Here is a 13,261-nt window from a genome sequence, read left to right on the forward strand (position 1 = left end):
ACCGGTGAAAGTTCTCCGCGACAAATCCCTGTGCTCCATCTTTCTCAAAAACCACTGACGAAAAACAATCGCGTCTATGAAAGCGCTTCAAAACAGACAAAGGTGATCAGTATGGAAAAAAACACTAGTGGAGCGAAACGCTGGAACTGATAGAGCTTGCTTCGTGGATCGGCAGCGGACCAAAGCGGTGCAAAAACTGCCATTGCCACAATTCCGTTGCGCCTTTTTAACTTCTCTTGTCGGTTTTTATCTTGTTGAAACTTCGTTGCTTCGTCAGCGGTCTGGAAATCGTAGTTGTCTTTCATTTTCTACTCCTCGTGACTAAAGGGAAGTTAGACGTTGAAAATCGATTTCCACAGTTGACTGAAAAAAGCGTCAATCTGGCACACTTAGCCGAACGGATGCCAGGTTGAAGCATCCGCATAGCTGTCGCGTTTGATAGTCGGAGAAACTGCAAATTTGGGCTTTCAGCAGTCGTTAGCGAAGGCTTGTCAAAATGGCCGCTTTGGGCCGCTTATCAAATCTCACGGTTTGCAGTAGTGTGCTAAGAAGGTATGATCGGGTTTGAATTCGACGATGGAAAAAGTATTAGGATTTGGAGGATTTTTTCGGGCAGAAGACCCTGCCACCTTGGCCGTTTGGTATCGTGACAATTTGGGAATTGATCTCGTTCCCAATGATTATGAAACGCCGTGTTGGACGCAAGAAGCAGGCGAGACAGTGTTTGCCCCGTTCGAAAAAGTAACAGAGTATTTCGGGAATCAGGAAAAGGCATTTATGCTGAATTTTCGTGTTCGTGACATCGATAGAATGATCGCACAGCTCGAATCTAAGGGTGTGGAAGTCCGCCGAGATCCAGATTCACCCTATCCGAATGGCAAGTTCGCATGGGTCAATGATCCGGAAGGAAATCCAATAGAGCTCTGGGAGCCAGCTTAGCCTCCAAGGTAAGCCATCATGAAACTTCGCAATGCTCGAATTTTCTTTCTTGGGACTTTTGGTTTTGGTTTCACAAAAGTTGAGTGTTCTCAATTGTCGCCGGTGCCCGTCAGTTTTTCGAGCGTCAGATGCTGAAGAAGAATGATGGTCTTTGCATCCCGAATTTCGCCCTCGGCAATCATCTGCATCGCGTCCGTTAGTGGAATGTGCATAACTTCAATATCTTCGCCTTCGTCGAAAGAACCTCCCCCTAAGCCAGTTTGATTTGAGCTTGAATAGGTGCCTTTGAAGAAAGACAGATACTCCGTGACTGAGCCTGGGCTCATATAGACGTCAAACAAGTGAATGAGACTGTCGATCTGATAGCCGGTTTCTTCTTCAAGCTCTTTACGCATTCGCTCATCGGCCTGAGCGCCGTCAAGCAACCCGGCGGGGGTTTCGATCAACCCATCAAACCCTCCATTGAGGAAAACTGGCAATCGGAACTGACGCGTGAGCAATACTTGGTCTGTGTCTGGGTTGTGCAACAGGCAAGTCGCCCCGTTGCCGCGATCATAGGCTTCTCGCGTTTGGCGCTGCCATTCACCATCCTGACGACGCAATTCAAACTCGTATTTGGTTAGAACGCCCCAATCATTTGCCAGAATTTGTTCTGAAATCGGTCGAAAAATCCGGCTTTCGGGCATTTTCCCGCTCCGATTCGTCATAGGTTCATACTCAATTCAAATTGGCGGACTGTCGGTACAGCTACGACACTTCCAAGAAACGACTGGAACTCTGTTGATGTGACGTCGATGTTGAGGAGGCGAAGCGTGCCGCCAGCCTGACATGTGTGGAGCAATGAGCGGCCGATCCCTTCGCGTCTTCGGTCTTGGCGAACGCAAATTTGGGCAAGGGTATTGTTTGTTTGCAAAATGACCGCATAGGCCGCCAGACCAAGGTTATCGGAAATGGCCCAGCATTGTGCTTCATCAGCTACGGCGCTGACGGACGCGATGTCGTTTTGCCAGGAGGGTTCCAATTCGATCATTGCGGTGGCGTCGCTCTGAATCTCTCTCCAGGGTACCTTTCGCACCATACCAGGAGCATCGGTACTCGGCAGCGGTGGAACGTCATAACACTGTAGAGTCCGGGCAGCTTTCATTCCCAGAGAGGCGTACAACTCATATGCCTTGCTGTTATCGGCCATTACCTCGGTCTGGAAACTTACCGTGTCTTGTTGTCGAAGGTGCACAAGGCAATCATCCGCCAATCTCCGAGCCAATCCCAGCCGTCGGAACGCAGGAACCGTACCGCTGGCAACGAGGTAGCTGTGGCGACCACGCAAAGACACCAACCAAATGGCGGCGATTTGCCCTTCAACAAGCGCAACGCGCGAGGCTCGGCGATCAAATCCCCTCTGCTTCAACATGAATGCAAATGACGGCCGGGTCAGTTGCATTGGAACTGCGTAGTCCGAAAACGCACTGTTCATTGCCAAGCGCAATTCCTCGAGTGAGACGTGTTCAGCCGATACGATCTTTGTGTTCATAAACTGTCCACTTGCAAGAGTTTGAAACAACATTTCTGACTTAGCGGCGCTTTCGCATTACCAGGATGATCTTTGAAAGTAACACCTTTCCGGCGGCGCTGGGTAATCCATGCCAATGTCTCTTTTCATGTGGCCCGACCAGTGTTGAAACTCGCCTAGGTGAACAGCTTTGTCCCGGTAGGTTGCATTACCCCGAGTCAGAAAGTTTTGAAAATACGTGAGCAGTCTCATATGGTCCTCACATTCGGTGAATTGATGGCTCTCATACGTTTGGCTGGTTTGAGGGCTGTAAAACAAACAAAACAGAGCCAAAGAGCATAAGGAAATTGAATGGCTTCCCGAGGTGATCTACCGCCATTGGCTGCAATTCGGGTTTTTGAGGAGGCAGCGAGGACCAAGAACTTCACGGTTGCGGCGGACAAGCTTGGGATGACCCAGGCTGCTGTCAGCTATCAGATCAAGATCCTAGAGGAACGGGTCGGCGCACCACTCTTCCGTCGCGAAGCACGCGGAGTATCTCTCACAGATATTGGGGCTGGATTCGCAGAAAAGGCGACCGAAGCACTCAACGTTCTGAGTGACGCGTTTGACGAGGCCAAAGGCGTTTCTCAGGAAACGCTCGCAATCAGTGTCATTCCAACTTTTGCCACCAATTTTCTTGCGCGGCACCTGGGGGGATTTCAGGTGGAAAATCCCAACATAGCGGTGCGGGTAGAAGTGAGTGAAACCCTGACTGATTTTAACTCCAGCGGTTTCGACGTCGCCATTCGTGGCGGCAAAGGCAAATGGCGCGGGCTTTCGAGTCATTTGCTAATTCAGACCCGCTTCACCCCAATGCTGAGCAAGGATCTGGCTGAAAGCATAGGCGGCGTTCATGACCCTAAGGACCTAATGCGCCTTCACATCCTGTCGCCCTCTGATCCCTGGTGGAACCGTTGGTTTGCTGAGGCGGGATTGGAGAGGCCGGAACTGTCAGATGAGGTCCGCCAACATTTCGGCCCGCAGGTATTGGAAGCTAACGCCGCCATGTCTGGCCAGGGTGTTGCAATGCTGACCCCCGCGTTTTTTAAGGACGAGCTTGCAAGCGGACGGCTGATCCAACCTTTCGATCTGACTTGTGAAGATGGGTCAGGCTACTGGCTAGTCTACCCCGAGAGTCACCGCAATTCGCAGAAGATACGGCGGTTCAGGAAATGGCTGGAAGCAAAGACCAAGGACTGGCGATCCTAGATGCCAAAAGCAGTTCCGATGTCTAGGGCTGGTCGAGGGGCGGCAATCTGTGCTCGAAGATCGAAGATTTTACGATGGACGTGTTGGTCTCGGCCCGGTCGTGGAAGGGCAGAAGGATATCGTCGAGTTCGCTGATCTCTTTCAAAAGCAGCCGTGCGACATAACAATCGTCGCCAGTGACCCTGTCACATGACATAAAACGAGGTTGCTCCTCGATCATCTTCTCGACAATGTGAAGCTGCCCGCTTCTTGGCTTGATCCTGACCAAAGCCTGGATTGTATAGCCAAAACGTTGCAAATCGATCCGGGCACCGAAGCCAGTAACGAACCCGCTTTCCTGAAGGTGGCGTAGACGTTCCCCGACAGCAGGGCCAGAAAGACCTACGTTCTTTCCAATGTCTGCGAGGCTGGTACGGCCAAAGCAGTCGAGAAGTTCTACGATTCGGTGGTCTGTTTGATCCAGTTCTTTTGACATGAAGGAAGTGTAAGAAACTGGGCAACGATGTGAAAGGATGATTCAGAAATTCCCTTCGCCAATGCTGGGACAGAACCCAGTGCCTTCCGATAGTTTGCTGCCAGCAGAACCAAGGAGACAGACATGGATATCCAGCGTATCGCGGCATTTAGCCAAGGAGCGGAAGGCGGCAATCCGGCGGGTGTCGTGCTATTGGATAGCGATACAAGTACCGAGGAAATGGCCCGGGTCGCAGCTGAGGTCGGGTATTCAGAGACTGCGTTTGCCGTCGCGCAGGATGACGGAGGAAAGAATTGGCGCGTTCGTTATTTCTCCCCTGAATCTGAGGTTCCATTTTGTGGCCATGCGACAATTGCCTTGGGCGCCGCGCTCGGGCGACACAGTGGGGCTGGAACTTATTCACTGGCCCTGAACGATGCCACGATCACGGTAGACACGAACACGACACCCGACGGCGTGGTGGCTACCCTGTCATCACCACCGACCAAGAGCCGCGCACTGGCAGACACTGAAACGCGCGATATCCTGGCGCTCTTTAATCTGACGGCGGACGACCTCGATCCGCGCCTTGCCCCGGCTCACATTCATGGCGGTGCTGATCACGTTGTAGTGCCATTAAAAGGTCGAAGCCGATTAGCCAACATGTCATATGATCTCGACAAGGGGCGGCAAGTGATGCGCGATCATAATCTGGTCACTGTGATGCTCGTTTTCATTGAGACCGATCAGACATTTGTTGCACGCAATGCATTCGCTTCGGGGGGAGTTCTGGAAGACCCGGCAACGGGCGCAGCGGCGGCGGCCTTTGCAGGGTACCTGCGTGATAGCAACTGGCCACATGGGGGTGAATTCACGATCCGCCAGGGTGAAGACATGGGCAGCCCATCCTTGATCCATGTGTCGTTGGATGATGTTAAAGGTAACTCGGTACGGGTATCCGGCACTGCGCGAGACATATTATGAGCAACCTTCCCGAAGTAATTGCAGCCTACATAGCGGCTTACAACCAGATGGATGTGGCCGGCATGATCGCTTGCCTTTCTGACGACGTGGTGTTTCGAAACATCGTCGACGGAGACGTCACGGTTGAAACGTCAGGAAAACAAGCCTTTTCCGATTTAGCCTCTGCCGGCGTGCAAGCGTTCAAAACTCGTCATCAAGCGGTGACAAACATGATAACGGTCGGAACCGTCACCTTGGTTGAGATCCACTATTCAGCGGTGGTTTCAACCGATCTTCCCAACGGGTGGAAAGCAGGGCAGCATCTGAGGTTCCAGGGCGCATCCGCGTTCCACGTCGAAGACGGTCGGATCGTCAGTATTACCGATCAGAGCTGAGCCAGCCAAAACAACCAATGATGTCAGGCCCTGATGTTTTGTTGGCGCTGATTTTCGACTTGGTCCAAGTTTTCGGCGGCAATACTACGAACGTGCAAAGGAAATCAAATGATCACACGTTTGGCTCCGGCTTCGCTGCGCGCTGTACCGGAACAGTATCAAGGTATCTATGTGCACGGCACCCAGATCACTGCTCCGCAGTCATTTTTATTTTTGTCAGGGCAAATCGGCGTCTCGCCGGATGGCAAAACCCATACGGGATTCGAGCAGCAATGCCATCAAGCGATGGACAACGTTGAGGCACTTCTCAAAGACAGCGATCTGAATACGTCCGACATTCTGCGCGTTGTTTACTATGTCACCGACGCGGTTTTCCTGCCCGAGCTTTCCAAACTGCGCCTGGCCCGTTGGAACCAAGGACATCCGCCAGCGGTGACGACTCTGGTCGTTGCGGCCCTCGCTGCGCCAGATCTTCTCGTTGAAATCGAAGTAACTGCGGCACGTTGACCTTGGTGAAACATGCCAGATCAGATTTGGGCTCTCATACTCTTTGCGCTGATCGCCACCGGCTCTCCCGGCGGGGCAACAGCGCTTGCAACAGCGTCTGGCGCGCGGTTTGGTTATCTACAAAGCTTGCCCTTAGTTCTGGGAATCGCCTTTGCACTAGCTCTATTGGTGGCTGTGTCCGGAACCAGTCTGGCCGCCACCCTGCAATCCACACCTTTTCTGAGTTCTGCTATTAAGGCAGCTGGGTCAGCGTATCTTGTCTGGCTGGCACTGAAAATTGGATTTGCCGGATCGCCTTCGGCCACATGCTTAAGCGAGGCACAACCCATGAGTTTCCTGGTCGGGTCGGCGCTGTTGCTTGTCAATCCAAAGGCCTGGGCGATGGCGATGGGAGTCGCTTCGTCTTTCTCCAACTTGGTCTCAGATCCCTTTTTGCTTGGCAGCATTCTTGCCGCTGTGTTTCTGGTGTGCGCTTGTATTTCCCTGTCGCTTTGGGTTTTGGCAGGAGGGTTCATCGCAAACTCACTGCGTACTGACTGGCATTGGCACATCTTCAATGGAGCGATGGCGACACTCCTATTGGTTTCGATACTACAGCTTTGGATTTGAGGGAAATGAGTTCACAGCTTTGACGGGCCGCACTGTCGTAGGTAGGACTAAAGCCTTACCATAGCCTGAAATATCGCTGCGTTTTCAAACGTGATCATGAATTGAACAGATGAAGAGATTCGAAATTTGAGAAACAGGTTCATCTTGCTGACGGGTTGCTCAGGCGGTGGAAAATCCACGCTCCTTGACGCTTTGAGCAATCGTGGATTTGCGACTGTATCGGAACCGGGTCGGCGTATCGTTGAGTATGAAATTGTTGGTGACGGCAAAGCCCTGCCTTGGAGAAATATGAAAGCCTTCGCCATGCGCGCCGTCGAAATCGCTCGATCTGATTTAGAAGCAGCTCAAGTACATCGCGGTCCAGTGTTTTTTGACAGGGGTCTCATTGATGCCGCGGTCGCATTAGAATACTCCTGCGGACCATCGTTAGGTGAAACACTAGGTAATGCCCGTGTTTACTCCGAGCCAGTGTTTTTGTTTCCACCTTGGAAAAAACTATTCGCAAGCGACGCGGCCCGCAGACATGATTTTCAAGCTGCGGTAGAGGAGTATCATCGCATAGAAAGTGGGTTGAATGAATTTGGTTACGAGGTTTTGGTTATACCAAGGTTATCCGTGAACGAGCGGGTTGAATTCGTGCTGGACAAAATTGGTACGGCTTAGTTTGGAAGACTGCTTGGTGCGCGATTTAGTCATCAAAAAGCTCTGGGAACTGCGCGCGGGCGCCAATGTCCTCTGCGCGGGCTGCGACCGCAGCATTCCCAGACCGTGCCCTATTTCGGCAATGGGCCGATGGCTGGGTCATGGCAAGCGGGGCAGGGGCTAATGCTGCTTCTGCTCCGAGGTTTGCAAAGAGCCCAAATAAAACCCTAGTGCTGGCGCGGCGAAGAAGAGTTCGGAACCTATTTTTGCGTTCTGTTGTCTTGCGTGTTTGTGGCAAAATGGCGAAGTCGAATAAGAACTGAACGGACAGCAGAAAATATGTAATCGCATTGCTGGCTGCGACCGAATGCACAATCAGCGCCGATTTGGCGAAGGTCAGGCATTTGAGAATTAGGGGTTGGCATGTGTTTGCTCCATTTGCGACGTGAACACCGTGCCTTCGCAGTCGGGTGAATACTTGAAGAGAGCATCCAGATTTTCTTGAGAAATTTTCGGCCTTCTCGGATTGCCTACATTGAGTCATGCTTTGTCTATGAAGGTCACTTTCGGAGATTGCGCTGTCGATACTGATCGGCAGATGTTTTGGAAGTCAGGTAAATCCGTACGTCTTGAGCCGCAGGTTTTCGACCTGTTGGCATACTTCTTGCGGAATCCAGAAATAGTAGTCTCGCGCGACGACCTTATTGAATATGTCTGGGATGGCAGAATTGTCTCAGATTCAACTATTTCAACCAGGATCAATGCGGTCAGGCGGGCCATTGGCGACAACGATCGTGCGAACCGCATGCTCGAAACGCTGAGTAAGCGGGGGTATCGGTTCTCTGTTGAAGTCTCCGGCGTCGCGTCGACAAGCCCTGATACAAAGACACCACGCTCTGATCGCCAGATCACTAAAGTTGCCCGATCCGTGGATGGCACTGTCATCGCCTACGCTACCAGCGGCGAAGGTCCGCCTTTGATGAGGGCTGGGCAATTCCTGACGCATCTGAATATGGATTGGGAGAGTGAAGTCAGGCGACCGACGCTTGATCGCCTTAGCGCACATTTTTCTCTTACGCGATACGATCAGAGGGGGACCGGGCTTTCGGGAGCCTCCGCGACTGACTTCGCGCTTGAACGGCTGGTCGAGGACATGCTTGCTGTGGCCGACGACGCCGGACTCGAACGCTTTCCGATCTGGGCGACTTCACAGGGGGTGCCTGTGTCGCTGGCATTCGCGGCCGCCTATCCTGAGCGCGTCAGCCGAATGGTCTTGTACGGTGGTTTTGTTCAGGGCCGCGCCGTCCGTGAGCCCGAACCCAACTCTGTTCAGGCGGATACCTTCCTTGACCTAATATCAGAGGGTTGGGGCAAGCCAAGCGGTGCATTTGGCAAAGCATATGCGACGTTATTTATGCCCGAAGCATCGGCGGCACAGATTGATGACATGTGTAAGATGCAGTTGTCCTCAGCATCACCAGACACTGCGATCGAACTCAGGCGTTCGATAGACACCTTCGACGTATCAAACATCCTCGACCAAGTACGGGTGCCGGTCCTCGTAATTCACACAACTGAAGATTCCGTCAATCCAATAAGCCAATCTAGCTTGCTGGCCTCGTTGCTGCGAGATGCACAGTTGAGAATCGTTGAAGGTAGAAATCACGTGCCTCTGCCAGGAACAGACGCATGGGAAACGATTATGCATGTATCGCTCGACTTCCTAAGGTCGGCTTAGTTCCGCAGTCTGTGGGTTCAACCTCAGGCTTTGCTCTTATGGCGAATGTCGACAATGCGAGCCGCAACCGCATCAATCTGAGTAATAGGTGAACGGCAGGTTTGGGCCGTTGGACGTGACGTGGAAAACGGGGCAGGGGCTTGTGCTGCTTCTGCACCGAGGTCTGCAAGGAGCCCAATTTGACCGACGTTGCGCGGTGCCCCAACTACGGCAATACAGAGAAAACAGACATTGCGGTGTTTTACGGCGGCAAAATTGAGTCGTCGACCATGTGCTCTTTATCTGGAATGGTGAGCGTGAAGGCAACGAGTTCCAATTTTAGAGGATTCTTGGCTTGCGGCATTCAGTCTAGAGGCGGCTTAGTTCCTGCAACAGAACTGCATGCATTTCGCTACATCGTTTCCGCCAACGGCAATGGGTTTGCGGCACAACACTGATCTTTATGATCGCACCCAGGAACAGCATGCCCGGAATAAATGTTTTTGGTTTTCAACTGTAGGTATCACGCGGTGTTGCCACGACTACCCAGTCACCGCTTGTCCCATATTTTGTACTCGCGCATCGAAACCAGTGTTTTGTAGCCGGATACAGGGCTGCCATTCAAATAGGTCGTTACGAACTCGTCAAATTCCGTCATGGAAGAGCAATGCAGGATAAGGACGATATCGTCGTCGCCCGTAACCCATAACATTCTGTTCACAGTCGGGCTTTTTCGCAGGTTGCGACAGAATTCATCCATTGTTTTTGGATTATGCCCTTCGATTGAAAGCAGGACAACAATAACCAGGGGGCGATCTTCTAGCTGTGGCGAAACAATAGCAACTTCTCTCTCGATTGCGCCAATTTTTCGCAACCGCTGCACGCGTCGCAGACAAGCAGCAGGAGATAAGCCGACATCGCCGGAAAGCTGATCGCCGGTCCGACGACTGTCCACCTTCATTAGCGCAAGAATGCGCCTGTCGAATTCATCAACTTCTTTCATAACCCGACACCCAATAAACGGCTCTACTGCGGAAATCTCGCAGAGATCGCGAGAGGATGCGAGATTTTAGTGCGACGGCAGCGCGTTTTACGAGTTCGCCGCTTCGGCAATTGTTAGGTCTTGTTTGCGAAAACGAAGGAGGCAAACAGGATGTTTATTGGAACGAAACACAATCCACCTAAAGTTCGAAACCGGGATAAACGTGCTTTTTTTGTACTTTCGCGGCTATGGCTCACCAAGCTTTGCACCGTCGCAGGCGTCCGCACATGAAACGCGGCGCGATTGCCATTCTGCCGCTTGCACTGGCTGCATCGTTCTACGGATTCGCATTCGGGATTCTGGCTGCACAAGCAAGTTTTACCTGGTGGAGTGTGGGCCTACTTAGTGCTTCCGTATATGCGGGATCATCGCAGATCGTCGCCGTCGAACAGCTTTCCACAACCGGCTCGGTTATTGCAGCAATCATCGCGGGGGCGGTGCTCAATCTGCGCTATGTTGCAATTGTTGCGTCTCTGTCAGAGGTTCTGGACGGTCTTTCCATCAAACAAAAACTACTCGCCATCCACCTGGTCAGTGATGAAAACTGGGCACTGACGATGGCGCAACGGGAAAGATCACCCGATGTTGGAGCGGCATTTCTTTATGGTTCTGGCCTCGTCATGATAGGTGTATGGGTCTTGTCCACCACGATGGGCGCTGCGGTCGGAAACACGCTGCCTGGCCTAGAGCGCTACGGAATTGGCTTTGCATTCACGGCTGCATTCATAGCGATGACTTATGGGCTATGGCAAAGAAAGTCACAGTTGCTACCCTGGTTGACCGCGGCAGTATTCGCCTTGGGAACCTGCAGTATTGGCATCTCTTCCGCGTTTGGAATTTTGGCCGGTGCCTTCGCAGGATTAGTCGCAATTTATCTTCAGAAAGTTCTGCAGGAGGAGCATCCATGACCTCGGCTCATTTGTATCTTATCGGATTTCTGGCGATAACGACGATAATGGTCAGAATATCGGGGCTCGCTGCCGGCCAATGGATTCGACGGTCCAAGCATTCCTGGATCCTGAAGGAGCTTCCTGGGTTGATCCTTGTCAGTCTGGTTGCGGTGTCGCTTGCAAATGAGTCTGTGGTTGGTTGGATCTCGGCGGTAGCGGCTCTTGCAGCAACCTATGTCACAAACAACGTCGTCATCGCGATGTTGTTTGGCGTGTTGGCTCTCAATGGCGTCGGCGTCTTTATTGGTTGAAGTTTGAGCCGACCTTTCAGACGAAGGCTGCGAGAAAGCCTCGCGATGAACCTTTACAAACTGATGGGATTTGGGGCTGAGATCTGCCACTCTTCGATAGCGTTCAGAAAGATCGGAGCGAGCCCAAACTACTGAATGCTGCACTTTGCACAAATGTCTACTTGCTGTGATAGCTTAAATATTCCTCGATGTGCTGAACACACGATTGAAGTTCGCGGTATCGAGAGCGCAGAGAGACTCAATTGACCGGTCGCTAGTCTGGTTTTGGAGCGAACAAGAGCTTCAGATATGTTCGAAATAGCATGATTTGCTCGGAGGCATTGTTGTGCTCTCGAAGCGCGCGTTGAAGGACCAAGCCACCCTCGACCACCCCGGAGACCATATCGCCTAAGGCATCCATGTTGACCGGCTCCTTAGGTTCGTATTTGGCAGCGATTTCTTCGAACATCCCCCGGAAGCGTTTGCGCCACCCCAATATGGCTTGGCGGTTCAACTCTCGCACCCCCTCGTCGAAGAGCCTGTCCTGATAGGCCGTGGACGCGATCACGCAGCCCGGGTGCCCCTCGGGCATCTCCTCGAGCATTTCGGCCAGCAACTTCAAGCCGATCAGCATGCAGTGTAGCGGATCATCGTTCAACTCACGGGCGCGCGCGAAGAGGTCGTCGTAGAGCGCGTCTTCGGTTTCGATGTAGCGTTCCAGCAATGCGCGGGCCAAGGCGTTCTTGTCTTTGAAGTGGTAAAAGAAGCCGCCACGCGAAATCTCGGCTCCGGCAACGATCTCTTCGATCGAGGTGGCTTCAAACCCTTTATCCAGAACTGCCGCCTCCGCAATATCGAGGATTCGGCTCCGCGTGTCGACTTTTTGCTCCAATGTCGGCCTCCCACTGTACCACGAGTCCAGTTGACCTTGTCCTGGCGAAAGGTGCGGTCAGCGTGCTTCGGGTTACCCTCTGAAATTACAGCAAAAAGACAAACTAAACAACCGGACCACGCGGCAACTATCTGTCGTGCGAAGGCTTAGGGTATCCCCTTGGTATCAACGAACAAGGACAGCTTCGATGCGTATTCAGAAACTCAAAGAGACCCGCCGGTTCTTCCTCTCTGACGGGGGACTGGAAACATTCCTGATCTTCGACAAAGGTTATGACCTGCCCTGCTTTTCGGCGGCGGTTTTGCTGGATACTGAACAAGGTCGCGCTGATCTGCGCGCTTATTACGAACGATTCATCGACATCGCGAAAGCATCGGGTCGCGGATTCATTCTTGATGCACCTACTTGGCGCGCCGGCACGGCTTGGGCGGGACCACTTGGTTTGACGCTGAAAGAGGTGATGGAGACCAATCAAACGGCCGTTTCCTTCGTGTCCATGCTCCGGGCTGAGCATGAGACGGAAACTTGTCCGATCCTGCTCAACGGGCTCGTTGGACCAGCAGGTGACGCTTATGCGCCGGACGCTGAAATATCGCGACAGGAAGCGCTGCTTATACATGCGCCGCAGATCCATGCGCTCGGCAAGGCCGGTGTCGACCTAATCAGTGCCATGACTCTCACTCACGCAGGTGAAGCCATCGGCATCGTGCAGGCGGCAAAAGAGATTGATGTACCAGTTGCTATCGCCTTCACGTTGGAAACCGACGGACATCTTCCATCAGGCCAGCCCTTAGGCGAAGCGATTGTAGAGGTCGATGCCGCGACCAATGGCGGCCCGCTTTATTACATGATCAATTGCGCGCACCCCGACCACTTCCGCGAGATTCTCGATACGACGGCGGCCTGGACTCTGCGCATCTGCGGTATCCGGTCCAATGCGTCCCGTCAAAGCCATGCTGAACTAGACGAAGCCGAGGTTCTCGACGACGGCGATCCGGTGGAGCTTGGCATGCTTAGCGCGGAGCTTGTCTCGCGCCTTCCGAACATCCGGGTACTGGGCGGGTGCTGTGGCACCGACCACCGGCATGTGGGCTGCATAGCGGGTCATGACCACCCGCTGACCGCAGCTTGAAATCTTCTCAGTCAAACCTCCCTGAAAG

The 13,261-nt window shown here is 52.7% G+C and carries 18 protein-coding genes; 12 read left to right on the forward strand and 6 right to left on the reverse strand.

Features of this window, described 5'->3' with window-relative positions; translation table 11 throughout:
• Positions 1-74: 74 nt before the first annotated feature.
• Positions 75-305, reverse strand: a complete 231-nt coding sequence (locus ACR0IP_RS20165) for a hypothetical protein (RefSeq protein ID WP_480527529.1) — start codon at positions 303-305, stop codon at positions 75-77.
• A 271-nt stretch (positions 306-576) separates the two neighbouring features.
• On the opposite strand from ACR0IP_RS20165, the gene ACR0IP_RS20170 reads away from it, so the two are divergent.
• Positions 577-939, forward strand: a complete 363-nt coding sequence (locus ACR0IP_RS20170; RefSeq protein WP_480527531.1) for a VOC family protein — start codon at positions 577-579, stop codon at positions 937-939.
• 89 nt (positions 940-1,028) lie between these two features.
• Here the strand turns inward: ACR0IP_RS20170 and ACR0IP_RS20175 are convergent, their stop codons facing one another.
• Together ACR0IP_RS20175 and ACR0IP_RS20180 are read right to left on the reverse strand one after the other, a co-directional pair.
• Positions 1,029-1,625 carry an NUDIX domain-containing protein gene (locus ACR0IP_RS20175; protein WP_480527533.1) on the reverse strand — a complete coding sequence of 199 codons (597 nt, stop codon included), beginning with the start codon at positions 1,623-1,625 and terminating at the stop codon, positions 1,029-1,031.
• 17 nt (positions 1,626-1,642) lie between these two features.
• The gene (locus ACR0IP_RS20180) at positions 1,643-2,470 is read right to left on the reverse strand and encodes a GNAT family N-acetyltransferase (RefSeq protein WP_480527535.1); all 828 of its coding nucleotides are present in this window, start codon (positions 2,468-2,470) and stop codon (positions 1,643-1,645) included.
• Between the two features lie 330 nt (positions 2,471-2,800).
• On the opposite strand from ACR0IP_RS20180, the gene ACR0IP_RS20185 reads away from it, so the two are divergent.
• Positions 2,801-3,700 carry a LysR substrate-binding domain-containing protein gene (locus ACR0IP_RS20185; protein WP_480527537.1) on the forward strand — a complete coding sequence of 300 codons (900 nt, stop codon included), beginning with the start codon at positions 2,801-2,803 and terminating at the stop codon, positions 3,698-3,700.
• A gap of 22 nt (positions 3,701-3,722) precedes the next feature.
• Here ACR0IP_RS20185 and ACR0IP_RS20190 read toward each other — a convergent pair whose 3' ends face one another.
• Positions 3,723-4,175, reverse strand: coding sequence for an Lrp/AsnC family transcriptional regulator (locus ACR0IP_RS20190; RefSeq protein WP_480527539.1), 453 nt, complete (start codon positions 4,173-4,175; stop codon positions 3,723-3,725).
• A 123-nt stretch (positions 4,176-4,298) separates the two neighbouring features.
• Between ACR0IP_RS20190 and ACR0IP_RS20195 the strand changes: the two genes are divergently transcribed.
• The 7 genes from ACR0IP_RS20195 (at position 4,299) to ACR0IP_RS20225 (ending at position 9,445) form a co-directional block, all read left to right on the forward strand.
• Positions 4,299-5,138: a PhzF family phenazine biosynthesis protein gene (locus tag ACR0IP_RS20195; protein WP_480527541.1), complete on the forward strand. Its 840-nt coding sequence runs from the start codon at positions 4,299-4,301 to the stop codon at positions 5,136-5,138.
• Complete coding sequence (locus tag ACR0IP_RS20200) at positions 5,135-5,512, forward strand: nuclear transport factor 2 family protein (RefSeq protein ID WP_480527543.1); 378 nt, start codon at positions 5,135-5,137, stop codon at positions 5,510-5,512. Before ACR0IP_RS20195 ends, ACR0IP_RS20200 begins: the two co-directional genes overlap by 4 nt.
• A gap of 108 nt (positions 5,513-5,620) precedes the next feature.
• Positions 5,621-6,019, forward strand: a complete 399-nt coding sequence (locus tag ACR0IP_RS20205; RefSeq protein WP_480527545.1) for a RidA family protein — start codon at positions 5,621-5,623, stop codon at positions 6,017-6,019.
• A 12-nt stretch (positions 6,020-6,031) separates the two neighbouring features.
• Positions 6,032-6,628 carry a LysE family translocator gene (locus ACR0IP_RS20210; protein ID WP_480527546.1) on the forward strand — a complete coding sequence of 199 codons (597 nt, stop codon included), beginning with the start codon at positions 6,032-6,034 and terminating at the stop codon, positions 6,626-6,628.
• A gap of 126 nt (positions 6,629-6,754) precedes the next feature.
• A complete protein-coding gene (locus tag ACR0IP_RS20215) occupies positions 6,755-7,291 on the forward strand; it encodes an AAA family ATPase (RefSeq protein WP_480527548.1) in 537 nt (178 codons plus the stop codon).
• 532 nt (positions 7,292-7,823) lie between these two features.
• Positions 7,824-9,008: an alpha/beta hydrolase gene (locus ACR0IP_RS20220; protein ID WP_480527550.1), complete on the forward strand. Its 1,185-nt coding sequence runs from the start codon at positions 7,824-7,826 to the stop codon at positions 9,006-9,008.
• A 179-nt stretch (positions 9,009-9,187) separates the two neighbouring features.
• Positions 9,188-9,445, forward strand: a complete 258-nt coding sequence (locus ACR0IP_RS20225; RefSeq protein WP_480527552.1) for a hypothetical protein — start codon at positions 9,188-9,190, stop codon at positions 9,443-9,445.
• A 92-nt stretch (positions 9,446-9,537) separates the two neighbouring features.
• Here the strand turns inward: ACR0IP_RS20225 and ACR0IP_RS20230 are convergent, their stop codons facing one another.
• Positions 9,538-9,990: an Lrp/AsnC family transcriptional regulator gene (locus ACR0IP_RS20230; RefSeq protein WP_480527554.1), complete on the reverse strand. Its 453-nt coding sequence runs from the start codon at positions 9,988-9,990 to the stop codon at positions 9,538-9,540.
• A 266-nt stretch (positions 9,991-10,256) separates the two neighbouring features.
• On the opposite strand from ACR0IP_RS20230, the gene ACR0IP_RS20235 reads away from it, so the two are divergent.
• Complete coding sequence (locus tag ACR0IP_RS20235) at positions 10,257-10,937, forward strand: AzlC family ABC transporter permease (RefSeq protein ID WP_480527556.1); 681 nt, start codon at positions 10,257-10,259, stop codon at positions 10,935-10,937.
• Entirely contained in the window at positions 10,934-11,230 is a 297-nt protein-coding gene (locus ACR0IP_RS20240) for an AzlD domain-containing protein (RefSeq protein ID WP_480527558.1), read from the forward strand. The genes ACR0IP_RS20235 and ACR0IP_RS20240 overlap by 4 nt, the downstream gene beginning before the upstream one ends.
• A gap of 253 nt (positions 11,231-11,483) precedes the next feature.
• Here ACR0IP_RS20240 and ACR0IP_RS20245 read toward each other — a convergent pair whose 3' ends face one another.
• Entirely contained in the window at positions 11,484-12,101 is a 618-nt protein-coding gene (locus ACR0IP_RS20245; protein ID WP_209256096.1) for a TetR/AcrR family transcriptional regulator, read from the reverse strand.
• Positions 12,102-12,288: 187 nt separating this feature from the next.
• Between ACR0IP_RS20245 and ACR0IP_RS20250 the strand changes: the two genes are divergently transcribed.
• Positions 12,289-13,233 (forward strand): homocysteine S-methyltransferase family protein, encoded by a 945-nt coding sequence (locus ACR0IP_RS20250; RefSeq protein WP_480527559.1) that lies wholly within the window; start codon positions 12,289-12,291, stop codon positions 13,231-13,233.
• Positions 13,234-13,261: the final 28 nt, after the last annotated feature.

The sequence above is a fragment of the Ruegeria sp. AL11 genome (assembly GCF_056540865.1).